Here is a 23,430-nt window from a genome sequence, read left to right on the forward strand (position 1 = left end):
ACATTCGGGGACGCGAGCCGGCCTGGCCCGCGTCCCCTGATAACCTAAATTACGCGACAAATTCGGGCAAAGAAACCTTGATGACGCCTTCCCGCGATTGGACCGAGATTCGCTGGGCCGATGCCAGCCTCGCGGAGGTTTCGCGCTGGATCGCGGTGCTGCCGCTGGCCGCGACCGAGCAGCACGGCCCGCATCTGCCGCTCGAGACCGACGTGCTGATCGCGGACGCCTATCTCGCGCGCGTGCGCGAGCTCCTGCCCGAGCGCGCTCCGGCCACTTTCCTGCCCGTTGAACCGATCGGGATTTCCACCGAGCATATCGACTATCCGGGCACGCAGACGCTGCCGACTGACATCGCGTTGAAAAAATGGACCGCGATTGGCGAGGACGTCGCGCGCCGCGGAGTGAAGAAGCTCGTCATCGTCACCAGCCATGGCGGCAACAGCGCGGCCATGATGCTGGTCGCGCAGGATCTTCGCGCGCATCGGAAACTGTTCGTGGTGACGACGTCGTGGTCGCGGCTGTCGGGCGCGGACAAGCTGTTCCCGGCCGACGAAGTGCGCCACGGCATTCACGGCGGCGCGGTCGAGACCTCGATCATGCTGGCGCGCCATCCTGATCGCGTGCGTATGGATGCGATCGCGGATTTTCCCGCGAGCAGCATCGCGATGGAGCAGCAATATCGCTGGCTGTCGACGCAGCGACCCGCACCGTTCGCCTGGCAGGCGCAGGATCTCAACCCAAGCGGCGCCGTCGGCAACGCGACGCTGGCCGTGGCCGCGAAGGGCGAGCAGCTGATCGACCAGGGCGCCCGCGATTTTTGCGAGCTGCTTGCCGAAGTTGATAACTTCGACGTGAACAGGCTCGCAAAAGGCCCGCTCGGCTAGCGCTCATCCTTCTGGAATCATTCAGGAAAGAGCCAGACTCGAGCTCCGCCTTTGCCGAGTTCGAACCGGACGCGCGGAGCCTCCGTCCAACTCGGTACGCGGGCCACAAGGGACCGCCTCAACCCGGATGGAGTTTCACATGTCGATCAAGACCAAGATTTTCGCAGTTGCCCTCACCGCGCTCACCCTGACCGGCAGCGTCGTGGCCACCACCTCGCAGGCGCAAGCCAAGCCGCTCGGCTGGGGCGTCGGTGTCGGCCTGGGCATCGCCACTGCTGCCGTCGTCGGCTCCGCGATCGCCGCCAGCAACGATCCCTATTACAACGGCTATCACCGCTGCGGCTGGGCCGCCCAGTACAACGCCTTTGGCCAGTACGTCGGCCGCGTGCGTACCTGCTTCTGATTTGAGTCCCTGAGGCCGATCTCACGTGGATCCCGCGTCCGACACGGGCGCCTCATCCACCCCGTGTCGTGCCCCCGACCCCGCCCGGATGTCCCCCCGGGCGGGGTCAACCGTTTTGGACCTTGGAATTTGTTGCAGTCCCGTCACATCGCGGTGCGAACCATCTCCTGCGACAATCCGCACTAGTTGCTACTGCGAATTAATCGCAATAAGGTTTCCAGAGGCTCAGGGGCTTGGGAAGAAATCGCGCCGGATCGAGATCATCTCGACCGATCGCGGGAGCACCTAAGCCTGATGACAGGGTCGCCGCGAATCGGCAGGGATAGTGCGGCGAGTGGACACATTCGCGTTTGGGGGCGTGCGTTTTGACGTTGAGGGGTCACCGTTACAGGTATTTGCGAACGGCCGCGGCGATTGCCACGGGCGTCTTGACTTTGCCCGCCAGCAGCCGCGCGGCTGATCTGCCGCTGAAGGCACCGGCGCTGAAAGCTATCTATGACTGGACGGGCCTCTACATCGGTGCGCATGCCGGCTACAGCCTCGGCTCGTCGCGCTTCGCGCTGAACGAAGGCACAGGCATTAGCGACAGCGGCGTCTTCAGCGGCATGATCGGCGGCGTGCAGGCCGGCTACAATTACCGGCTCAATTCCGGCTGGCTGGTCGGCGTCGAAGGCGATTTCTCGTTTCCGAACTACATCACGTCCAACTCGATCGTGTCCTTCCTGGCGACACCAGCCAACACCGTCACGCAGCAATGGGACTACACTGCGAGCCTGCGCGGCCGCGTCGGCTACACCAGCGGTCCCTGGCTGGTCTACGCCACCGGCGGCTTTGCATGGATGGGCGAGCGCTATTTCGACACGCCGGCCGCAGGCGAAGCAGTCCCGAAAATCCTGAACACGCGGCCCGGCTGGATCGCGGGTGCCGGCATCGAATACGGCTTTGCGCCGCATTGGAGCGCACGGCTCGAATATCTCTATAGCCGCTTCGACGGCGCCAATGTCGCCTTCTCCACAGGTGCCCAATACAATTCGTCGTCGCTCGACTTCCAAACGATCCGGCTCGGCCTCAACCGCAAGGTCGATTGGCCGGGCATGCCGGGCTACAATCCCAAGAGCTTGGGGATCGGCTCGCTAATCGACACCGAATCGGATCGCTGGGAGATCCACGGCCAGAGCACTTATCTGCCGCAAGGCTACCCGTCGTTCCCCGCCCTCTACACCGGGCCGAATTCGCTCTCGCCATCAAGGCAGGCCAAGGCGACCTGGAGCAACAGCCTGTTCCTGAACGCAAAGCTGTGGGACGGCGGCGAGGTCTACTACAATCCCGAACTGCTGCAGGGATTTGGATTGAACGACACGGTCGGCGCGGCCGGTTTCCCCAACGGCGAGGCGCAGAAGTCGAACTTCCCCTATCCGCACTACAACACATCGCGCCTGTTCGTGCGCCAGACATTCGGCTTTGGCGGCGAGCAGGAAGAGCTCGCGAGCGGCCAGTTGCAGCTCGGACAGAAGGTCGACGTATCCAGGCTCACGGTGCAGGCCGGCAAATTCCCGGTGATCGACGTGTTCGACGGCAACGCCTACGCCAAGGACACCCGCAAGGACTTCATGAACTGGTCGCTGTGGGCGCCAGGCGCCTTCGACTATTCCGCCGACAAGGTCGGCCTCACCTACGGCGTCACCGCCGAGCTGAATCAGAAGCAGTGGGCGTTGCGCGGCGGCTACTTCCTGATGGTCGCCGAGTCCAATTCGAATCATTTCGACACCAGGGTCGGCGAGCGCGGCCAGTACGTGCTCGAGCTCGAAACGCGCTTCTCCCTGCTTGGCCAACCCGGCAAGCTCAGGACCATAGGCTGGCTCGACAGCGCCAACATGGGCAGCTTCCGCGAGACGCTGGACAATCCCGCGCTCAACCTCGACATCGCGCAGACCCGGCGCGGCCGTCTGAAGTATGGCTACGTGCTCAACCTCGAGCAGGCGATCACCGAGGATGTCGGTCTGTTCGGCCGTTGGAGCTGGAACGACGGCAAGACCGAGACGCTGGCCTTCACCGACATTCACCGCAGCCTGTCTGGAGGTCTTTCGATCAAGGGCACGAAATGGGGCCGGCCCGATGACGTGATCGGCGTCGGCGGCGCCATCAATGCCATCTCGCAGGACTATCGCGACTTCCTGGCCGCCGGCGGCCTCGGTGTTCTCATCGGCGACGGCGCGCTCAACTACCGCCGCGAGCGCATCCTCGAAACCTATTACGCCTATGCGCTGAACAAGAGTCTCACCCTCACTGCCGACTACCAGCTGATCGTCAACCCCGCCTACAACGCCGATCGCGGCCCGGTGTCGGTATTTTCCGGGCGGCTACACGGCGAGTTCTGAGCGCTTCCGGCTACGTGACTTACGCAGCCCGGATCGCGTCCAGGAACTTCCCGACCTCGACCTTGAGGCGGCCGCTCTCGCCGGACAGCGACTTCGCTGACGCGAGCACGGTGGAGGAGGCCGATCCGGTCTGGCTCGCGCCGCGCTGCACGTCGACGATGCTGGCGGAGACCTGTTGGGTGCCGCGTGCCGCCTGCTGCACGTTGCGGGAAATCTCCCGCGTCGCCGCGCCTTGCTGCTCGACCGCGGAGGCGATCGCCGATGCGATCTCGGACATGCGGGTGATGGTGTCGCCGATCGACTTGATGGCGCCGACGGAATCCTGCGTCGCGCTCTGGATTCCCGTGATCTGCTGGCTGATCTCGCCGGTGGCCTTGGCGGTCTGCTCGGCGAGCGCCTTGACCTCGGAGGCGACCACGGCGAAGCCGCGCCCGGCCTCGCCGGCGCGCGCCGCCTCGATCGTTGCATTGAGCGCCAGAAGATTGGTCTGGCCCGCGATCTGGCTGATGAGCTCGACCACGTCGCCGATCCGGCCGGCCGCCTTGGCGAGTTCGCCGACATAGTCGTTGGTCCGCGCAGCCTGCTGCACCGCTTCGCCGGCCACCCGCGCGGAGTCCTGGACCTGCCGGCTGATCTCGTCGACCGAGGACGCCATTTCCTCCGCGGCCGCGGCGACGGTCTGCACGTTGCTGGAGGCCTGCTCGGAGGCGGCCGCAACGGTCGCGGTGACCTTTTCCGATTGATCGGCGGTGCTCGTCAGCGTTCCCGCCGACACTTCCAGCTCCGACGATGCCGACGACACGGTGTTGATGACGTCGCCGATCAACGCTTCGAAATCGCGTGCGATCTGGTCCATGCGCTGGCTGCGCCGGAGCTTCGCCTCGGCTTCCACCGCGGCGGCCTCATCGGCGGCCTTCTTGGCGGAGAGCGAATCCTTGAAGTGCTGGAGCGAGCCCGCCACCTGGCTGATCTCGTCATTGCGGCCGGTCACGGGAATCTCGACCTCGTGCTGCCCGGCGGCAAGAGTTGCGATCACGTCCGCGAGCCGGCTGAGCGGCGTCACCACGCGCCTGCGCAACATCATCGTCACGCCACCGAGTGTCCCCAGCAGCGCCAGCACCGCCACGCCCGCGAGCGCGAGCATCGCCAGCGCGCCGTCGCGCGCGGCCGAGGCGCGCTCGGCAGCTTCCGCCAGCGCGGCATCGCGGACGCCGTAGAACATCTGGATGGCGGGGACGATAATGCTGGCCAGCTCTTCGGCATTGATGCCGTACTTGCCGTCGCCACGTGCCGCGGGCATCTCCTTGTCCACGGCAGCGGCTGCTTTCCCGAAATAGGAATCCGTCGCCGCCTTCAGCGCGGTGGCGATCCGGGGCGGGCTTCCGAGCTGGTCGATGCCGGCCTCGATGCGCTCGCGGTCGGCCTCGACACGTCCCTGCATCCGATCCATCAGCGACAATTCGGCCGCCGTGAGCGGTCGGCGAGCGCTCAGCGCCGGCGACAGCGTGGCGGCGCGGCTGCCGGCCGAGACGCGCAGATCCTGCGCCGTTCGCGCCAGGCTCAACAGCGCCGCAAGCGTGGAATCGGCATTGATGACCTTGGCTTCAAGCCGGTTCATGATCGGCTCGATATTGCCGATGACCTCGGCAACGCCTGGAAGGAAGCCCTTGATTACAGCGCCGTCGCGCGTCGCCAGGGGCACGCTCATCGCGCGATCTGCCGCCGTGATGATATCCTTGAGCCGCCGCGCAGTACGGTCCAGGTTTTCGATCATCGCTCCGGAATCATCCAGCACCATGATGGCGCGCCTTGCCCCCTCGAACGCGCCATCGACCGCTTTCGCCGCCTTTGCGGCGGCTTCGATCTGGACCTGCGTCGCAGAATTCTCCTGGAAGATCGGGGAAATGTAGGGAGCACGAAGGCCGGCAACGTGCTGACTGACCATCAGGGTCGCACCGAAGGCCTCGACCGTCTTGATCGCATCGGAGCGGTTCGTGAAGATGCGCGCCTGGGGTATCAGCACCTCGGCGCCAAGGATGACTGCAAACACCGTCACCGTCAGCATCGACAGCGCAAAGAGCTTCCCGATCCGCATTCTGATCCCCGAATACATTCCTGCAAATGCCGAGAACCTAGCTGGTGGCCGCTAAGAGCCCGTTAAGCAACGGCATGCCCGTAGTTCCGCGGGGTATTGGGGAGTGCCTTCGGGGACGGGGTCGCCGAAGTTCCTTCGCGATGCCCGATGGGACAGAATCATCGGCATTTCTTCCTCGAATACCTATATCAAGACCTGTGCGGCCATCCGCGCCACACTCCCTTACCTCGGAACATCAATGCTCTCCGCCGAACTCGCCATCGTCGTCGTCCTGATCGTCATCAACGGCTTGCTGTCCATGTCCGAGCTGGCCGTGGTCTCGTCGCGCCCGGCCCGGCTGTCGATGCTCGCCGCCAAGGGCGTCCGCGGCGCCGAGCGGGCGCTGACGCTCGCGGCCGATCCCGGCAAATTCCTCTCGACGGTGCAGATCGGGATCACGCTGGTCGGCGTGCTCTCCGGCGCGTTCTCGGGCGCGACGCTCGGACAGCGGCTGACGCAATGGCTGCTCGAGCTCGGCCTGTCCGCAGGAATTGCCGACATCGTCGGAGTGGGCCTGGTCGTCACGCTCATCACCTACGCCACCCTGATCGTCGGCGAGCTGGTGCCGAAGCAGGTGGCGCTGCGCGACCCCGAGAGCATCGCGGTCAGGGTTGCACCCGCGATGCACGTGCTTGCGAAGGTCTCGCTGCCGCTGGTCTTCCTGCTCGATCTCTCCGGCAAGCTGATCCTCACGCTGCTCGGCCATGGCGGCAAGTCTGAAGAAAAAGTGTCAGAAGATGAGATCCATCATCTCGTCAGCGAAGCCGAAAACGCAGGCGTGCTCGAGTCAGGTGAAAAGGAGATGATCGCGGGCGTGATGCGGCTCGGCGACCGGCCGGTCGGCGCGATTATGACGCCGCGCACGGAGGTCAACGAGATCGACCTGAACGATACGCCGGAAAGCATTCAAGCGACCATCGCCAAGAGTCCGCATTCGCGCTTTCCGGTGTCCGACGGCGACCGCGACAAGCCGATTGGCGTGCTTCAAGCCAAGGACCTGCTGGTGGCCTTCATGAACGAGCGCACGCCGGATTTGCGCGTGCTGGTCCGCGAGGCGCCCGGCATTCCCGCCTCGGCCGATGCCCGCGACGTGCTGGCGATCCTGAAGGCTGCACCGGTGCATGTCGGCCTCGTCTACGACGAATACGGCGCCTTCGAAGGCATCGTGACGACGGCTGACATTCTGGAATCCATTGTCGGTGCCTTCCATTCCGAGGAAGGCCCGCCGGAACCAGCCTACGTCAAGCGCGCGGACGATTCGCTGCTGGTCTCAGGCTGGATGCCGGTCGACGAATTCGGCGAGCTGCTCGGCATCGAACTGCCGCCGCACCGCTACAACACCGTCGCCGGCCTCGTGCTGCAACAGTTCAACGTGCTGCCTGATGTCGGCGACGCCTTCGACTTCGGCGACTGGCACATCGAGGTGGTCGATCTCGACGGGCGGAGGATCGACAAGATTCTCGCGAGCCGGCGGAGCGAAGTAGAGACGGGGTGAGCGAGCGGCGACGTGAGGTGGTGCTGAACTCTCCACGTGTGGTCCCAGCCCTCACCCGAACCTCACCCCGATCCGCTTTTCCTTGCGCCAGATCACGGTGCAGGCGAGATGTGTTCCGTCGGCCTGGACGAACAGGCTGAAATGGTCGGGGATGCCGACGGGACTGCTGACGTCGAGCGCGGCGCCGGTATCTGACAGGTTGCGGATAGTGCAGTCGATCGCGCCGCCGCCGCCGAACTCGATCGTTCCGGCCTTCAGCACGCGATGCCTTGCCTTGTCGCGCCGCTCGTCCATGGGAACAATCTACACCCAAAGTTGAACCAAAGGTTAAACGCACCCCCCTCGCCATGCTTTTGCGCGCGGGGCCGCGGCCCTGCAAGTGGACCGGCGCCCTACAGCGCCGGCTGGAACGTCTCCGTCCGTGCCATCCGCCAGGCGTCGCGGAAGCGTGGGTCTTGGGTGCCTTCGAGCAGTTCGCCCGGACGCAGCGACGGATAAAGCTGCGCGAAGGATTTCACGTCCGTCGTCGAGGTGCGCTGGGAGAAGTGGATCGGGCGCAGCTGCTGCGGATGTTCGAGACCGGCCGCGGCGATCAGCTCGGTCAGCGAGTGCAGCGTCGCCAGGTGATAATTGTGCACGCGGTCGATCTTGAGCGGCACATAGAGCGCGCGGGCCCGCGTCGGGTCCTGCGTCGCGACGCCGGTCGGGCAGCGGTCGGTGTGGCAGCTCAGCGACTGGATGCAGCCGAGCGAGAACATGAAGCCGCGCGCCGAATTGCAGTAGTCCGCGCCGATCGCCATGGCGCGCGCCATGTCGAACGCGGTGGCTATCTTGCCGGAGGCGCCGATCTTGATGCGGTCGCGCGCGTTGATGCCGATCAGCGCGTTGTGGACGAAACTGACGCCCTCGCGCATCGGCATGCCCAGATGGTCCATGAACTCCAGTGGCGCGGCGCCGGTGCCACCCTCGTTGCCGTCGACAACGATGAAGTCGGGATAGATGCCGGTCTCGATCATCGCCTTGCAGATCGCCAGGAATTCCCAGGGATGACCGATGCATAGCTTGAAGCCCGTCGGCTTGCCGCCGGAGAGCTTTCGCATCTCGCCGATGAACTTCATCATGCCGACAGGGGTCGAGAAGGCGCGATGCGAGGCCGGCGAGATGCAATCCTCGCCCATGGCGACCCCGCGGATCTTGGAAATCTCCTCCGAGACTTTCGCCGCCGGCAGCACGCCGCCATGACCGGGCTTGGCGCCCTGGCTGATCTTGAGCTCGACCATCTTGATCTGGTCCTGGGTCGCGACGCGCGCGAAGGCTTCGGGATCGAAGGCGCCGTCGAGATGACGACAGCCGAAATAGCCCGAACCGATCTCCCAGATGATGTCGCCGCCCATCTCCGCGTGATAGGGGCTGAAGCCGCCCTCGCCGGTGTCGTGCGCGAAGCCGCCCTTCTTGGCGCCGGCATTCAGCGCGCGCACGGCGTTCGGGCTGAGCGCGCCAAAACTCATGGCGGAAATGTTGAATACCGAAGCCGAATACGGCTTGGCGCAATCCGGGCCGCCGATAGTGACGCGGAATTTCTCCTCGGCATGCGTCTTCGGCGAGACCGAGTGATGCATCCACTCATAACCCTGGCGGTAGACGTCCTCCTGGGTACCGAACGGACGCTTGTCGAGCTGCATCTTGGCGCGCTGATAGACCACCGCACGGATGTCGCGCGAGAACGGCATGCCGTCCTTCTCGCTCTCGAAGAAATACTGCCGCATCTCCGGGCGTATCTCTTCGAGCAAAAAACGGATATGGGCCGAGATCGGGTAGTTGCGCAGAACGGCGTGGCCCTTCTGCATGAGGTCGCGGATGCCAAGCGCCGTCAGCGCGCCGAAGATCAGGATCGGGATCAGCAGAATGTCGAAGATCTTGCCATCGGCAAATCCGATGCCGGTCAGCAGCGCAGTGACCACCGCGCAGATCGTCAGGACGATGAAGCGCGGAGAGAATGGCAGCAGCAGGGTTTCCATGATCCCCTCTTCCGCCAGCGGCAGGCGTTTGGCCGATGGGTTGGGCGATTCCTGCGTTTTGTTCTCGTCGGCCACGATTCCCATCCTCTCGCCAGCATGAGGCGGTACGATACGCCCGCGCCTGTCATACGGATATGACGCGGCCCGTGTTTCACGCTAGCGAATTCGGCGGGGACAAATCAATCAGCCCGATGGGCGGGCTTTTGCGGTGCAGCAGAGCTCGGAAGGGACGGGCATTAACCGGTCAAGGCGCTTTACTCAGGCAAACGTCCTGGCTTTTGCCAGGACGAGACCGAGAGGGCCTACCGCTCGACGAACGCCTTTTCGATCACGAAATGGCCGGGCTTGTTGCCTGAGCCCTCGACGAAGTCGCGGCCTTCGAACATCAGTTTCAGCTCTTCGAGCATCGCCGGGCTGCCGCACATCATGATGCGGTCGGTCGCGATGTCGAGCGGACCCTGGCCGATGTCGTTGAAGATCTGCTCGGAGCTGATGAGGTCGGTGATGCGGCCGCGGTTCTTGAACGGCTCGCGAGTCACGGTCGGGTAGTAGATGAGCTTGTCCGCGAGCAACTCCCCGAACAGCTCGTCCTCGCGAAGACCGGCGACGAGCTTCTCGCCATAGGCGAGCTCGGAGACCTGGCGGCAGCCGTGCACCAGCACGATGCTGTCGAACTGGTCGTAAACCTCGGGATCCTTGATCAGGCTGGCGAAGGGCGCGAGGCCGGTGCCGGTCGAGAGCAGCAGCAGCCGCTTGCCGGGAATGAGATTGTCGGTGATCAGCGTGCCGGTCGCCTTGCGGCCGACCAGGATGGTGTCGCCTTCCTTGATCTTCTGGAGACGCGACGTCAGCGGGCCGTCCTGAACCTTGATCGAGAAGAACTCGAGCTCTTCCTCGTGATTAGCGCTCGCCATGCTGTAGGCGCGGAGCAGCGGGCGGCCCTCAACCTCGAGGCCGATCATCGCGAACTGGCCGTTCTGGAAGCGGAAGCCGGAATCGCGGGTTGCGCGAAAGCTGAACAGGGTGTCGGTCCAGTGCTGGACGGAAAGAACCTTCTCTCGGTAAAACGCGCTCATGATTTTCGATATTCCGAATAATTGCGGTTTTAGGGCAAAAGCGTTGCCCGGCCCCTGAAAGCGGAGCGGACACCATTGCCATGGCGGAGGATTTCGCGAGTGTGATCTACGCCATTGAGACCAATAATCAACCTCGTTCCGGATGCAATTGATGCCGGTCAAACCGGCATTTGCGGCGGAAATGATCGCATCATTAGTGGATCTGCTGTCCGGCGTATGCGGAGGGCAATTTCTTTTCCCTCCGGGGCCCGAATACAGCACTTAATTTCCGCCCCGCTCGCGAGAATTTCATTAAGAATAGCTCTGATTTTCTCGGGTTGGCGCCGTTTCCCGGATTCTTCCGGCTTTTGGCGCCAAGAGCGACTGGAACTGGCGACTGCGACTGGCGACAGAGACAACAGAGACACATGGCGAGCAGCGAGCGGATCATCGTCCAGGCGATCAAGCGCTATTGCGCGAACCATGGCATCGCGCTCGATGTCCGCGCCGATGGCTGGCTGCTCGCGATGCGCCGGGGCGAGCAGCGCCACTTCGCGTTCGGCTACGACATCGGCCTCAACAGCGCCATCGCGCACCGACTGGCCAACGACAAATCGGCCGCCGCCGAGGTGCTGGCGCTCGAGGGCGTGCCCTGCATTCCCCATCGCCTGTTCCTCAACCCCAAGTTAGGCGAGAAGGTTGTCGGCGTTGGCTGGCGAGAGGCAATGCTGGCGCTGCTTGGCGACAATCCGCAAGGCGTGGTGGTGAAGCCGAACGAGGGGACGTCGGGACGATCCGTCTTCAGGGTCACGACGGAAACAGAGCTCGATCATGCCGCTGACGAAGCCTTTTCGATGAGCGCCGGACTCGTGATCTCGCCCTATGCCGTGATCGAGGACGAAGTTCGCGTGGTCCTGCTCGATGATGTGCCACTCGTCGTCTACAGCAAGCAGCGTGGCTCGGATTGGCGGCACAATCTCGATGCAGGGGCAAAGCCCGTGCTGATGCAGGACGGCGACCTTCGCGCAGCCTGCGCAAAGCTCGCCATCGACGCCGCCAAGGCCATCGGCATCACCTTCGCCTCGATCGACCTCGTGCACGTTGACGGCGTCTGGCGCGTGCTCGAGATCAATTCCGGCGTGATGATGGAGACGCTGGCGAAGCTGCATCCGGAGCTGGTGCAGAGGACGTACGATGCCGCGCTGGATCGGGTGTTTGGGGACGAACACTGAGCGACACGCGCGCTGTCGGCTTCAACCGAACGGCAACCGATACGCAGCCTTCGCGTTCACGCCGAACGCCTTCTCCCGCACCTGAGGCCCGAGCTTCATCAGGCAGGCCTCCAGCGCGCCCTTGATCTCACCATAGCTCCCCGCGAGCAGACATACCGGCCAGTCCGAGCCGAAGATCAGGCGATCCTCGCCAAAGCATGTCGCGGCGTGCGCGACGAACGGGAACAGCAGCTCCGCATTCCAGTCGCTCCAAACCGCTTCCGTCGCCAGCCCCGAGACCTTGCACCAGACATTGCCGCACGCCGCGAGTGCCGCGATGCCATTGGACCATTCGTCGCTTCCACCATCGGCAATCGGCGGCTTGGCTGCGTGGTCGAGCACGAAGCGCGCCTGCGGGAACGCTTGCGCGGTTGCGATCGCGGCCGGCAGCTCGCGGATGCGGACCAGGAAATCGTAGGCGAGATCGTGCGCGAACACGGCCGTGAGGCCGCGCTGGACGTCCTCGCGCAACAACCACTCCGGATCGGCCTCGTCATGGACCTGGTGGCGGATGCCGACCAGCTTGTCGCCGCCGGGCAAAGCGCGCAGCCGGTCCAGCGTCTCGCCAAGTGCAGCGTCGGTCAGATCAGCCCAGCCGACGACGCCAATCACCGAGGGCGTCGCATCCGCGATCCGCAAGAATTCCTCGGTCTCCGCCAGGGCGGAGCGGCACTGCACCAGGATGCTCGCGTCGATGCCGTTGGCTTTCAAGAGCGGCGCGAGATCGGCCGGACCGAAGGCACGCCGGATCGGCGTGAGCTCGGGCGCGTCCATCCAGGGATAGTCGGCGCGCGCGGGATCCCAGAAATGCTGGTGAGCGTCGACGATCATGCCTTACGCTCCGCCCGGCAATGGCGCGCGGGCATCGACGAATTTTCGCCCACGCAGCTCCTGCCAGAACGCCGCCGGCACTGCCATCTCCAACATTGTGATGTTGTCGGCAATTTCCGCGGCATTGCGCGCGCCCATCACGGCGACCGTGACTGCCGGATGGGCCGTGCAGAACTGCAGCGCGGCGGCTTTCAGCTCGGTGCCGTGCTTGCGGCAGAGCTCGTCGAGCGCCAGTGCACGGGCGACGAGTGCCGCATCGGCGTCCTGATAGTTGAACTTCGCGCCCGTGTGCGGATTGGCCAGGATGCCGCTGCTGTAGATGCCGCCGAGCAGGATGCCGATATTCTTCGCCGCGCAGAGCGGGAACAGCGCATCCAGCGCGCCCTGGTCGAGCAACGTGTAGCGGCCGGCGAGCAGGAAGCAGTCGACCGGAACGGCCTCTGCGAACCGGACCAGCATGTCCGACTGGTTCATGCCGGCACCGATCGCCTTGACGGTATCGTCCGCACGCAGGCGCTGGAGCGCGCGAAAGGCGCCGGCGACGGCGTCGTCGTAATGATCATCGGGATCATGCACAAGCAGGACGTCGACGCGGTCGAGCCCAAGCCGCGCCAGGCTTTCCTCAAGCGACCGCATCACGCCGTCATAACTGAAGTCGAACACCGGCCGCTCGCGCGACGTGCCCTTGTAATGCTCGTCCTCGGCGGCAGCGCCATCCGGCGCACGCAGCAGCCAGCCGACCTTGGTCGAGATCGCGTAGGAGTCACGGGGTTGTTGCCGCAGGAATGCGCCAAGACGTCGCTCCGCGAGGCCGAAGCCGTAGAGCGGCGCGGTGTCGAAGAAGCGGACTCCGAGCGACCACGCGCGGGCGATCGTCGCCTCCGCATCGGCATCGCTGACGGGGGTGAACAATCCGCCGAGCGGGGCGGAACCGAGGCCGAGTGAGGTGACATCGAGAGAGCCGAGCCGCGACCTTTTCATTCCCATTGCCTCAACACTCTTCCGCAACAGCCAAAATCATCTCTCCCGCTTGCGAAAATCGCAAGCGGGAGAGGCACGCAGGAGCGTGGGGCTGGCGACGCTCCTACTTCAACATCTGCGCAACGTTGTCCTTGGTCACGAGATCGAGGCCGGTATAAACGATCTCCGGCACCTTCTCGCCCTTCTTGATGGCGAGCAGCGTGTCCATCGCCTTCTCGCCCATCTCGAACGGACGCTGGCCGACCAGCGCATTGGCGTAGCCATCGCGCAACAGCTCGAGCTGCATCTTCAGCGTATCGGCCACGACAAGCGTGAACTTGCCGGAATCGATATCCTTCTTGTACCTGGACGCGAAGGCCTTGAAGCCTTCGGGGGCGAACATCGGCCAGCCGCCGATGGGAACGATTGCGGCGAGGTCGGGCGTCGCGGTACGCATGTCAGTCATCTGCTGAACCGCCAGCGCGGGATCGTCGTTGCAGAACGTTGGAGAGCCCGCGACCTCGGTCCATTTCGAGGCCTTCAGCGCCTCGCGCACGCCGTCAACGCGTTCGGCGAGGTTCTTGGCGCCGGGACCACCCGAAACCATGGCGTATTTGCCGCCGTCGGGCCGCAGCTTCAGGAGCTCCTTGCCGAGGGCGACGCCGAACTCCTTGTTGTTGGTGCCGATATAGGCGATGCGCTTGGCGCCGGGCGCATCGGCGTCGAAGGTGATGACAGGGATGCCGGCCGCGGTCGCCGCGTCGATCGACTTGGTCATCGCCGCGACGTCGGCAACCGAGATGGCGAGGCCGTCGACCTTCTGGGTGACGAAGTCCTGGATGATCTGGGCCTGCGTCGCCGGCTCGTGCTCGACCGGCCCCTTGTAGATGCACTCGATATTGCCGAGCTCCTTGGCACGCTTCAGGCAGCCGTCGCGCGCGAAGTCGAAGAACGGATTGTTCATCGCCTTGGGCACGATCACGAACCGGTAGTTTGCGGCAAACGCCGGCGTAGCCATCATCGCCACCGCGATGCCGGCAAGTAGAAATTTCCTCATCGTCTCCTCCACCCTTCTTTGGCGCCTGTCCTCTCAAGATCGTCCGGGAAGTGGACAGGCGGCATTTTCGTTGCCGTCCCGGAACGACGTCGTTTCAGATCATCCGCGAGCGGATGCGGTCGACCAATACGGCCAGGATGATGATCACGCCCACCAGCGTCTGCTGCCAGTAGGAGCTGACCTGGGCGAGCACGAGGCCGTTGCGGATCACCTCGAGCAGCACGCAGCCGACGATGGCGCCGAGTGGACCACCGATGCCGCCGGCGAGATTGGCACCGCCGATGACGGCCGCAGCGATCACGTTGAGCTCGTAGGACGTCGCCATGTTGGCCGGCGCCGATCCGAGCCAGCCCGAGATGATGATGCCCTGGAGGCCTGCGGCGAGCGCGCAGATCACATAAACCTCGATCTTCACCCGCACGACCGGGATGCCGGTGAGTTCGGCCGCCTTCTCGTTACCGCCGAGCGCGAACACGTGACGGCCGAACGAGCTGTGGTGCAGCACCACGGCCATCGCCAGCGCGAGGACGATCAGATAAATGAATGGCACGGGCACGCCGAGCACGTCGCCGGAGGTGAGCGCGTAGAAATAACCGGCATCCGGCCCACCGGGAAAGCTGCCCCGTCCGTTGGAGACGACATAGCCGAGCCCGCGCACGATCGAGAGCATGCCGAGGGTGGTGACGAACGGCGACAGGCCGAGCACCGCGATACAGAAGCCGTTGACGAGGCCGGCGAGCAGCGCGACGCCGAGGCCGGCGAGGAGCGAGACCACCAGGATCAGGCCAGGGACATTGGCGAGCACGGTCTTGCCGTCGGCCGCCATGTGCACGAACAGGGATCCCGCCGGCGAGCCGGGCGCCGACAGCTCGGTCATCACCATCGAGGTGACCATGGCGGAGAAGCACATCATCGAGCCGACCGACAGATCGATGCCGCCGGTGATGATCACGAAGGTGACGCCGAGGGTGGCAATGGCGATGAAGGAGAAATTCTTCGCCACGTTCTGCATGTTGCCTTCGGTGAAGAAGTACGGGCTGGCGAAATGCATGACTACCAGCAGCACTGCCAGCGCGAGCAGGACATAGCCGGTCTGGGACGCGAAGATGCCGCGCTGCCACCATCTGATCTTGCCGACATTCGAGAAGGTGATCGGGGATTCCATGGGCATGGCCATCACGCCGCCTCCTTCGCGCCGGTGATCAGGGCGGTGACTTCCTCGGGGGAGGTCTGGTGGATGGGCTTGTCGGCCCGCTTTTCGCCGCGGCGCATGACGATGACGCGATCGCACACCGCGAACACGTCGGGCATGCGATGCGAGATCAGCATCACGGCAACGCCCTGCTCCTTCAGCCGGTGGATCAGGCCGAGCACCTGTTCGACCTGGCGGACCGAGATCGCGGCCGTCGGCTCGTCCATCATCACCAGCTTCGCGTTGGAGAGCCGCGTCCGCGCGATCGCAACCGCCTGGCGCTGGCCGCCCGACATCTGCTTGACGAGATCGTCGGGGCGCGTCTCCGAACGCAGCTCGCCGAACAGCTCCAGCGCACGCGCCGCCATTGCCTTGTGGTCGAGCAATGCGAACGGCCCGATCCTGCGCTTCAGCTCGCGGCCGAGAAAGACGTTGGCCGCTGCGGTGAGATTGTCGGCGAGCGCAAGGTCCTGATAGACCACCTCGATGCCGACGCCGCGGGCATCGATAGGCCGGTTGAAATGAACCGCACTGCCCGCGAAGCGGATTTCGCCGTGGCTGGGGCGGAAATTGCCGGCGATGATCTTGACCAGCGTCGACTTGCCCGCGCCGTTGTCGCCCATCAGGCCGACGACCTCGCCGGGAAGGACCTGCATGTCGACATCATGCAGCGCGCGGATCGCGCCGAACTCCTTGCCGATGCCGGCCAGCTCGAGGACCGGTGTCGCTTGTGCATTTGTCATCAGCGGCCTTCCTCAGACGTAGCGGTTGACGAGGGATTCCAGATATTCCTGCCGGCCCGAGCGCGGCTGCGGGTCAAAGCCCGGGCCGTGCGCGCGGTCGGCAAGTTCGGCAAGCGAGCGCTGGCCGCCGAGAATGGCGCGGCCTTCAGGCCCGGCCCATCCCTCGTAGCGTTTCGCGAGCGGCCCAGTGAGCACGCCGGCGTCGAGCATGTCCGCAGCGGCGAGCAACGCCCGCGCGCAGGCATCCATCGAGCCGACATGGGCATGGATCAGATCGTCGGGATCGATCGACTGGCGGCGGATCTTGGCGTCGAAATTGAGCCCGCCGGAGCTGAAGCCGCCGCGGTTCAGAAGCTCGTGGAACACCAGGGCGAGCTCGGGCACGTTCATCGCGAACTGGTCGGTGTCCCAGCCGAGCAGATCGTCGCCGCGGTTGATGTCGAGCGAGCCGAACACACCCAGCGCCTCCGCCAGCGCGACCTCGTGATGGAAGGAGTGGCCGGCGAGGATGGCGTGGTTCTGCTCGATGTTGAGCTTGACGTCCTTCAGCAGGTCGTAACGCGCGAGGAAGCCGTAGCAGGTGGCGACGTCGAAATCATATTGGTGCTTGGTCGGCTCCTTCGGCTTCGGCTCGATCAGGATCGGTCCCTTGAAGCCGATCTTGTGCTTGTGCTCGACCACCAGCGAGACGAAGCGGCCGAGCTGGTCGAGCTCGCGCTTGAGATCGGTGTTGAGCAGCGTCTCGTAGCCCTCGCGCCCGCCCCACAGCACGTAGTTCTGGCCGCCGAGCCTGTGCGTCACCTCCAGCGCGGCGCGGACCTGGCCGGCGGCATAGGTGAATATCTCCGGGTCTGGATTGGTGGCCGCGCCCGCCATGTAGCGGCGATGCGTGAACAAATTGGCGGTGCCCCAGAGCAGGCGCACCTTGCTTGCGGCCATCTTCGCTTCGAACAGATCGGCGATGGCATTGAGGTTGGCAACGGATTCGCCAAGCGAGTTGCCTTCCGGCGCCGCATCGACGTCGTGGAAGGTGAAGAAGGGCACGTCGAGCAGGCGAAACAACTCGAAGGCGACGTCGGCCTTGGCGTGCGCCTGCGCCATTGCATCGGTGCCGTGGTGCCAGGGCCGCATTAACGTCTCGCCGCCAAAGGGATCGCCGCCGGGCCAGCACAAGGAGTGCCAGTAGCAGACCGCAAAGCGCAGATGGTCTTCCATCCTGCGGCCATGGATGAGGCGGTCCTTGTCGTACCAGCGGAAGGCAGGCGTGTTGCCCGCATCTCCGCCGGCGAAGGCGACAGGTACACTTGTATCGAAGAATTTCACTGACGCAGTCACTCAGGCACACTCCTTCAACGCGGGATAAAGTTCGCGCCAGCGGCGATAGGCCTCGTCATAGGCCGCGCTGACCGATGCGCGAGGCGTAAAGCTCGCGAGCCGCCGCGGACGGGTGCAAACCGCAGCCGCGTCTTCGCCGGTGGCGGCGAGCCGTCCGAGCCTGGCGGCGCCGAGCGCCGCTCCGACCTCGCCCTCCTCGACGCGGTGGACGGGGATGCCGAGCACATCGGCGCAGATCTGCGCCCACAGCGGCGAGCGCGAGCCGCCGCCGACGAGATCAACCTCGGGAAGCGGCCCGCCCGCCGCGCTCAGTGCCGCCAGATTGTCGCGCGCGGCGAAGGCGACGCCTTCGAGCACCGCCTGAACGATCTGGGAGCGCCCGGTCGCACCGCGCAGGCCGACGAAGGCACCGCTGGCGGCGGCGTCGTTGTGCGGCGTGCGCTCGCCGTCGAGATAAGGCAGGAATTTGACCGGACTCGGTCCATCGACGCGCTCGCCGAGCGGCGCGAGCAGCGCTGGCGCCGGCGTCTCCATCACGCCCGCGAGCCAGGCCAGCGAAGCCGCCGCCGACAGCATCACGCCCATCTGATGCCAGCGGCCGGGCAGCGCGTGACAGAACGCATGGACCGCCGCGGCCGGCGCCGGTGCAAACCGATCGGTGACGCGGAACACCACGCCGGATGTGCCAAGCGACAGAAACGCATCGCCCGGCGCGATGGCGCCGAGCCCGATCGCGCTCGCAGCATTATCGCCGGCGCCGCCAGCGATCACGACATCCTTTGCCATGCCCCAGCGTTGCGCACAGTCCGGCGCGAGCGTCGCGCTGACGTCGCTGCCCTCGACTAGGCGTGGCATGTGATGGAGATCGAGCCCGGTGGCATGCAGCAGCAGGGGCGACCAGCGGCGCAGACCGACGTCGAGCCACAGCGTGCCGGCCGCGTCCGACATGTCCTCGACCATCTCGCCGGTCAGGCGATAGCGGACATAGGCCTTCGGCAGCAGCACCTTTGCGACCCGCGCGAAGATTTTCGGCTCGTGCCTGGCGACCCAGAGCAGCTTCGGCGCGGTGAAGCCGGGCATGGCCAGATTGCCGGCGATCGTGTGCAGCGACGGGCAGCGCCGCTCCAGCGCGACGCATTCGGCGTGCGAGCGGCCGTCGTTCCAGAGGATCGCGGGACGCAGCGGCGCTCCGTCCTCGTCCAGCAGCGTCGCGCCATGCATCTGGCCGGATAGCCCGATGCCGCGCACCCGTGCGACCTCGCGCGGATGGCGGGCGGCAAGATCGTCGACCGCGCCGACCGCCGCATCGACCCAGGCATCGGGATCCTGCTCGGACCACAGCAGCGCCGGATGCGACAGCGCAAGCTCGCGCGCCGCCGTCGCGACAACAGCGCCGGCTTCGCTGACGAGCACCGCTTTCACACCCGATGTGCCGATGTCGATTCCGAGATACACGCCGTCCTCCCTTTCGCCTGTTGCGGTGCGCGAACTCAAAGTCGCCTTATCCGCAACGGGTCGTTTTGAATTCCACCTGCCGCTAAGGCAGATTGTCCCGCATCACGATGTCGATCCTGATCTTCTCCTGTTCGCGCAAGATCGGCTCGCCACGGGCGAGCGCGAGCAGCACGCGCACCGCGGCGCGCGCTTCGTGTCCGGGGTTCTGCGAGATAGCGGCATGCATCACGCCCTGCAGCAGCAGCCGACGCGTCAACGCGGTGAGGTCGTGTCCGACGAACACCACCTGCTTGTCGCGACTGGCATCGCTCAACGCCTTTTCATTCAACGCGTTGGCGACGCCTTGCGTACCGGCGCCGGCATTATAAAGACCCACGATGTCGGCATGCCGGCTCAACAGCCGCGTCAACACCTGCTCCGAACGCGCGTCCTCGTCGCGCCCTTCGAGCACCGGCAGCACGCTGAGGCCGGGGAATTCCGACGCCATCACCTGGTTGAAGCCAAAAATGCGCTCGGCATGATCGCGCAGGCCCTGCGAGCCCGCGACGATCGCGACCTTGCCGGACTTTTGTCCGACCAGCCGCCCGACCAGCGCGCCGGCAGTCCGCCCCGCAGCAATGTTGTCGATGCCGACATAATGGTGCCGGCGCGACGACGGCACGTCCGAGACCAGCGTCACGACCTTGGCGCCGGCATCGACGAGATCGTCGATCGCGGCGCGGACCCTGGGATGATCCAGCGCCACCACGGCGACACCGTCGTAATCGTCCGAGAGCCCTTCCAGGGATGCCGCGAGCATGGACGGATCGAACACGTCGGTCGCGACGGTCTCGACGCCGAGGCGGCGGGACGACAACCAGCCCGACATCTCGCCGAGATAGTCCTGGATCTGCTGCATGAACGGGTTCGGCCCCGACGGCATCACGAAGGCGAAACGGCGGGCGCGGCCGCGGGCGAGCTCGGCGGCGGCCACGTGCGGCTGGAATGAATTGCGCTCGATCGCCTCCTTGACGCGCCGGACCGTATCCGGCCGCACGCCCGGCCGATTGTGCAGGACGCGGTCCACCGTCGCGAGGCTGACGCCGGCCTGGCGGGCGATGTCCTTCAGCGTCAGCGCGGTCGTGGTGAGCGTCTCGGCCATGGCTGAAGGCTAGCAGAGGTGTTTTGAGGTACGCAACTCATTTTGAGAGACGGCAGCCATTTTCCCGCAGCTCAGCCCAGGAACAGCCTTTCCCGTCCGCCGTTGCCGCCCTGTGCATAACGATATCACCCATGATCCGGGCGAGGGATTGAGCCCGACGCTCGAGCGCAACATCCAGGCGCTGGTCGAGCGCCGCCGCCGGGAGCAGCGCGCTGCCAAGGGTCAGGAAAAGCTTGCCGATGCGATCACGGCGTTCACCGGCAGCATGGCGTTCGTCTATCTCCATGTCGCCGTGTTCGGCTTCTGGATCATCGCCAATCTGCATTGGCTGCCGGGAATCCCGGCCTGGGACGAGAGCTTCGTGGTGCTGGCGATGATTGCTTCGGTCGAGGCGATCTTCCTATCGACATTCGTGCTGATCTCGCAGAACCGCATGAGTGCAGCAGCGGACAAGCGCGCCGATCTCGATCTCCAGATCAGCCTTCTCGCCGAGCACGAATTGACCAAGGTTGCCCGCCTCCTTACGCAGATCGCCGAGCGGCTCGATGTCCAGCCCGACTCGAAACGGGATCTGGAGGAGGCAAGCCGCGACATCGCCCCCGAGCGCGTGCTCGACAGGATCGAGGAGACGCGCTCCTGAGCTATCGGCTGGCCGACAGGTCGAGGGTCAGGAACAGGCTGTTGGGATCCTCGACATAGCCCTCGAACGGGCCGCAGAGGACAAAGCCATGCGCCCGGTAGAGCGCGAGCGCCGGCTTGAAATAGTCCCACGAGCCGGTCTCGAGGCTGAGCCGCGCCATGCCGCGCGCGCGGGCTTCTGTGATGATGTGGCGGAGCATCTCACCGCCAAAGCCGCGCCGCCGCGTGGTCTGGAGCGTGTGCATCGACTTCACCTCGCCGTGCTCGGCTGACAGCGTCTTCAGCGCACCGACGGCGACCAGCGTCTCGCCGTCCCAGCCGGTCCAGAACGCGATGTCGGGCGCGCGCAGTCCGGAGAGATCGAGCGCATGGGCGCTGCCCGGCGCGGTCTGCGCCCGCGCCGCCGTGACGTGATGATCGAGCAGCGCGATGACGCGCGGATCAAAGGTGTCGCCGGTGCGGATCTGCATCGTCACGGTCTCACATCTTGCCGTAGGACGCGCCGCGGCGCGTGATGATGACGTAGCGCGCGTCCTGTCTGGTCTCGTTCTCGAAGATCACCGCGCGCATCACGTCGAAGTCGAGACAGTCGCCTTCGCGCAGGCGAACCGCCTTGGCGTCGATGTGCACGGCGATCGCGCCCTCCAGCATCAGCAGCTGCTGGGTGAAGGCATTGCGGCCCCAAGGGCTGTATGGCACCCGCGCACCGGCCGGCAAATCGACGACGATGATCTCGATGCCGCTCGCCGCGTCCGTGGGCGACGCGTGACGGCGGCGATAGCCGCTGTCGGGATCGCGCCAGTGCGGCTGGTCGGCGAGCCGCACCAGCCGCTCCGGCGGCTTTTCGGCCAGCGCGACGACGTCGCTGAGCGACACGTCGAGCGCGGCGCAGAGTTTTCCCAGCAGCGCAGCCGTCGCACTGCTCTGCGCCCGCTCCACCCGCCCGATCATGGCCCGGCTGACGCCGGAGCGCGCGGCAAGCTCATTCAGCGTCATGCCGGCCTGCGTCCGAAGCGTCTTCAAGCGACGACCGATCGCGCGATCGAGTTTCTGCTGGTCCATTTTCTTTGCATGTCCTGGTCTCTGATCCGAACATTGCCGACACGAGGACCGCACCCATCATGGCCGCGAGAAGCTTAAGCTGGGCGATGCGTGCGTGCCGGAAGCGAGGGGCCAATATATTAGAAACTTTGCGGAGCCTATAGGGCCGACTAGGATAGACCCAACGACGATGACCGGGAGGCGGCGACATGGGCGAACCGACGCAGCGGACGATCAAGGCCAACGGCATCAGCCTCAACGTCGCCGAGCAGGGCAAGGGGCCGATGGTGCTGCTCTGCCACGGCTTTCCGGAAGGTTGGTACTCCTGGCGTCACCAACTCGAGGCGCTGGGGGCAGCCGGTTTCCACGCGGTCGCCCCTGACATGCGCGGCTACGGCAAGAGCGACCGACCCGAAGCCATCGACCAGTACACGATCCTCCACATGGTCGGCGACCTCGTCGGCGTGCTCGACGCTTTCGAGGCGAAGGACGCCGTCATCGTCGGGCACGACTGGGGCGCGACGATCGCCTGGCACACGGCGCGCCTACGGCCCGACCGCTTCCGCGCCGCCGCCATTCTTAGCGTGCCCTATCGACCACGCAGTCCGGTGCGGCCGACGAGCGTAATGCCACAGACGGCGGATGCGCAGTTCTATCAACTGTATTTCCAGGAGCCGGGTGTCGCCGAAGCAGAATTCGAAAGGGATACGCGCGCAACGCTCGGCGCGATGCTCTATGGCGGTTCCGGCGAAGGCGCGGCGGTGATCCGCGCCAATGCCGAGCGTCAAGGGCGGACCGCCGGTGTCGGCATGGTCTCTCGCAAGGACGGCATGCTGCCGAAGGTGCAGGTGCCGCTGCCGTCGTGGCTGAGCAGCGCGGACCTCGACTATTACGGCGCCGAATTTGCCCATAGTGGGTTTCGCGGACCGCTCAACTACTATCGCAACATCGATCGCAACTGGGAGCTGATGGGCGCCTTCGAGGCCGTCAAGGTGGTCGTGCCCTCGCTCTTCATCGCCGGCGACTACGACATGGTCATGGCCTTCCCTGGCGCCGCCGAGCACGTTGCCAACATGAAGCAATGGGTGCCGCAATTACGCGAGATCAAGATGCTACCGGGGTGCGGACACTGGACGCAGCAGGAACGGCCGGCGGAGGTGAACGCGGCGATCGTGGAATTTCTGCGGAGCCTGCCGAACTAAAGGATGGAGCGGGCGAAGGGAATCGAACCCTCGTATGCAGCTTGGGAAGCTGCCGTTCTACCATTGAACTACGCCCGCGGATGCGCAGCTTGCGCCCGCTCTGATTAGCCGAGACGGCGCATCTCGCCAAGCGCTTTGGCGCAGCCCGCCCGCCCCTTCTTAAGTTTCCGGTAAGATTTTGGGTGCGGCGGAT

21 protein-coding genes and 1 tRNA gene are annotated in these 23,430 nt (G+C 65.2%); 7 read left to right on the plus strand and 15 right to left on the minus strand.

Annotated features, from left to right (window positions below; genetic code table 11):
* The first annotated feature begins 80 nt into the window (after nucleotides 1–80).
* From ACFQX9_RS32535 to ACFQX9_RS32545, 3 genes are all read left to right on the plus strand, one after another.
* Nucleotides 81–887 carry a creatininase family protein gene (locus ACFQX9_RS32535; protein WP_377791544.1) on the plus strand — a complete coding sequence of 269 codons (807 nt, stop codon included), beginning with the start codon at nucleotides 81–83 and terminating at the stop codon, nucleotides 885–887.
* A 139-nt stretch (nucleotides 888–1,026) separates the two neighbouring features.
* On the plus strand, nucleotides 1,027–1,290 hold the full coding sequence (locus ACFQX9_RS32540) for a hypothetical protein (RefSeq protein ID WP_007597808.1): 264 nt from the start codon (nucleotides 1,027–1,029) through the stop codon (nucleotides 1,288–1,290).
* Between the two features lie 395 nt (nucleotides 1,291–1,685).
* Nucleotides 1,686–3,668, plus strand: coding sequence for a carbohydrate porin (locus ACFQX9_RS32545; RefSeq protein WP_377791605.1), 1,983 nt, complete (start codon nucleotides 1,686–1,688; stop codon nucleotides 3,666–3,668).
* 19 nt (nucleotides 3,669–3,687) lie between these two features.
* On the opposite strand, the gene ACFQX9_RS32550 is transcribed toward ACFQX9_RS32545, so the two are convergent.
* The gene (locus tag ACFQX9_RS32550) at nucleotides 3,688–5,763 is read right to left on the minus strand and encodes a methyl-accepting chemotaxis protein (RefSeq protein WP_377791545.1); all 2,076 of its coding nucleotides are present in this window, start codon (nucleotides 5,761–5,763) and stop codon (nucleotides 3,688–3,690) included.
* 238 nt (nucleotides 5,764–6,001) lie between these two features.
* Between ACFQX9_RS32550 and ACFQX9_RS32555 the strand changes: the two genes are divergently transcribed.
* Nucleotides 6,002–7,297, plus strand: a complete 1,296-nt coding sequence (locus tag ACFQX9_RS32555) for a hemolysin family protein (RefSeq protein ID WP_085349708.1) — start codon at nucleotides 6,002–6,004, stop codon at nucleotides 7,295–7,297.
* Between the two features lie 51 nt (nucleotides 7,298–7,348).
* On the opposite strand, the gene ACFQX9_RS32560 is transcribed toward ACFQX9_RS32555, so the two are convergent.
* From ACFQX9_RS32560 to ACFQX9_RS32570, 3 genes are all read right to left on the minus strand, one after another.
* On the minus strand, nucleotides 7,349–7,591 hold the full coding sequence (locus ACFQX9_RS32560; RefSeq protein WP_007597823.1) for a PilZ domain-containing protein: 243 nt from the start codon (nucleotides 7,589–7,591) through the stop codon (nucleotides 7,349–7,351).
* A 98-nt stretch (nucleotides 7,592–7,689) separates the two neighbouring features.
* Nucleotides 7,690–9,399 (minus strand): FMN-binding glutamate synthase family protein, encoded by a 1,710-nt coding sequence (locus tag ACFQX9_RS32565; RefSeq protein WP_198959235.1) that lies wholly within the window; start codon nucleotides 9,397–9,399, stop codon nucleotides 7,690–7,692.
* Nucleotides 9,400–9,617: 218 nt separating this feature from the next.
* Nucleotides 9,618–10,391, minus strand: coding sequence for a ferredoxin--NADP reductase (locus tag ACFQX9_RS32570; protein WP_018460095.1), 774 nt, complete (start codon nucleotides 10,389–10,391; stop codon nucleotides 9,618–9,620).
* 407 nt (nucleotides 10,392–10,798) lie between these two features.
* Between ACFQX9_RS32570 and ACFQX9_RS32575 the strand changes: the two genes are divergently transcribed.
* Entirely contained in the window at nucleotides 10,799–11,602 is an 804-nt protein-coding gene (locus ACFQX9_RS32575; RefSeq protein WP_377791546.1) for a RimK family alpha-L-glutamate ligase, read from the plus strand.
* 21 nt (nucleotides 11,603–11,623) lie between these two features.
* On the opposite strand, the gene ACFQX9_RS32580 is transcribed toward ACFQX9_RS32575, so the two are convergent.
* The 8 genes from ACFQX9_RS32580 to ACFQX9_RS32615 all read right to left on the minus strand — a co-directional run bounded on the left by ACFQX9_RS32580 (nucleotide 11,624) and on the right by ACFQX9_RS32615 (nucleotide 20,355).
* A complete protein-coding gene (locus ACFQX9_RS32580; protein WP_085349706.1) occupies nucleotides 11,624–12,472 on the minus strand; it encodes an amidohydrolase in 849 nt (282 codons plus the stop codon).
* Nucleotides 12,473–12,475: 3 nt separating this feature from the next.
* Complete coding sequence (locus ACFQX9_RS32585; protein WP_377791547.1) at nucleotides 12,476–13,453, minus strand: aldo/keto reductase; 978 nt, start codon at nucleotides 13,451–13,453, stop codon at nucleotides 12,476–12,478.
* A 103-nt stretch (nucleotides 13,454–13,556) separates the two neighbouring features.
* Complete coding sequence (locus tag ACFQX9_RS32590) at nucleotides 13,557–14,489, minus strand: sugar-binding protein (protein ID WP_377791548.1); 933 nt, start codon at nucleotides 14,487–14,489, stop codon at nucleotides 13,557–13,559.
* A 94-nt stretch (nucleotides 14,490–14,583) separates the two neighbouring features.
* Nucleotides 14,584–15,666: an ABC transporter permease gene (locus ACFQX9_RS32595; RefSeq protein WP_377791549.1), complete on the minus strand. Its 1,083-nt coding sequence runs from the start codon at nucleotides 15,664–15,666 to the stop codon at nucleotides 14,584–14,586.
* Nucleotides 15,666–16,424: an ATP-binding cassette domain-containing protein gene (locus ACFQX9_RS32600; RefSeq protein WP_247368716.1), complete on the minus strand. Its 759-nt coding sequence runs from the start codon at nucleotides 16,422–16,424 to the stop codon at nucleotides 15,666–15,668. Before ACFQX9_RS32600 ends, ACFQX9_RS32595 begins: the two co-directional genes overlap by 1 nt.
* Nucleotides 16,425–16,436: 12 nt before the next feature.
* Complete coding sequence (xylA, locus tag ACFQX9_RS32605) at nucleotides 16,437–17,759, minus strand: xylose isomerase (protein ID WP_377791550.1); 1,323 nt, start codon at nucleotides 17,757–17,759, stop codon at nucleotides 16,437–16,439.
* Nucleotides 17,760–19,214 (minus strand): xylulokinase, encoded by a 1,455-nt coding sequence (gene xylB / locus ACFQX9_RS32610; RefSeq protein WP_377791551.1) that lies wholly within the window; start codon nucleotides 19,212–19,214, stop codon nucleotides 17,760–17,762.
* A gap of 82 nt (nucleotides 19,215–19,296) precedes the next feature.
* Nucleotides 19,297–20,355, minus strand: a complete 1,059-nt coding sequence (locus ACFQX9_RS32615) for a LacI family DNA-binding transcriptional regulator (protein ID WP_377791552.1) — start codon at nucleotides 20,353–20,355, stop codon at nucleotides 19,297–19,299.
* Nucleotides 20,356–20,467: 112 nt separating this feature from the next.
* On the opposite strand from ACFQX9_RS32615, the gene ACFQX9_RS32620 reads away from it, so the two are divergent.
* Nucleotides 20,468–20,995 (plus strand): DUF1003 domain-containing protein, encoded by a 528-nt coding sequence (locus ACFQX9_RS32620; protein ID WP_018460104.1) that lies wholly within the window; start codon nucleotides 20,468–20,470, stop codon nucleotides 20,993–20,995.
* 1 nt (nucleotide 20,996) lies between these two features.
* Here the strand turns inward: ACFQX9_RS32620 and ACFQX9_RS32625 are convergent, their stop codons facing one another.
* Nucleotides 20,997–21,464, minus strand: a complete 468-nt coding sequence (locus tag ACFQX9_RS32625) for a GNAT family N-acetyltransferase (RefSeq protein ID WP_247474064.1) — start codon at nucleotides 21,462–21,464, stop codon at nucleotides 20,997–20,999.
* Between the two features lie 10 nt (nucleotides 21,465–21,474).
* A complete protein-coding gene (locus tag ACFQX9_RS32630) occupies nucleotides 21,475–22,056 on the minus strand; it encodes a helix-turn-helix domain-containing protein (protein WP_085349696.1) in 582 nt (193 codons plus the stop codon).
* Between the two features lie 188 nt (nucleotides 22,057–22,244).
* Here ACFQX9_RS32630 and ACFQX9_RS32635 point away from each other — a divergent pair, with 188 nt between their 5' ends.
* Nucleotides 22,245–23,237 carry an alpha/beta fold hydrolase gene (locus ACFQX9_RS32635; RefSeq protein ID WP_377791553.1) on the plus strand — a complete coding sequence of 331 codons (993 nt, stop codon included), beginning with the start codon at nucleotides 22,245–22,247 and terminating at the stop codon, nucleotides 23,235–23,237.
* Nucleotides 23,238–23,241: 4 nt separating this feature from the next.
* Here ACFQX9_RS32635 and ACFQX9_RS32640 read toward each other — a convergent pair.
* Nucleotides 23,242–23,315: transfer RNA gene (locus tag ACFQX9_RS32640), tRNA-Gly, on the minus strand.
* Between the last annotated feature and the right edge of the window lie 115 nt (nucleotides 23,316–23,430).

It is taken from the genome of Bradyrhizobium sp. GCM10028915 (assembly GCF_042666195.1).
Taxonomy (GTDB): domain Bacteria; phylum Pseudomonadota; class Alphaproteobacteria; order Rhizobiales; family Xanthobacteraceae; genus Bradyrhizobium; species Bradyrhizobium canariense_D.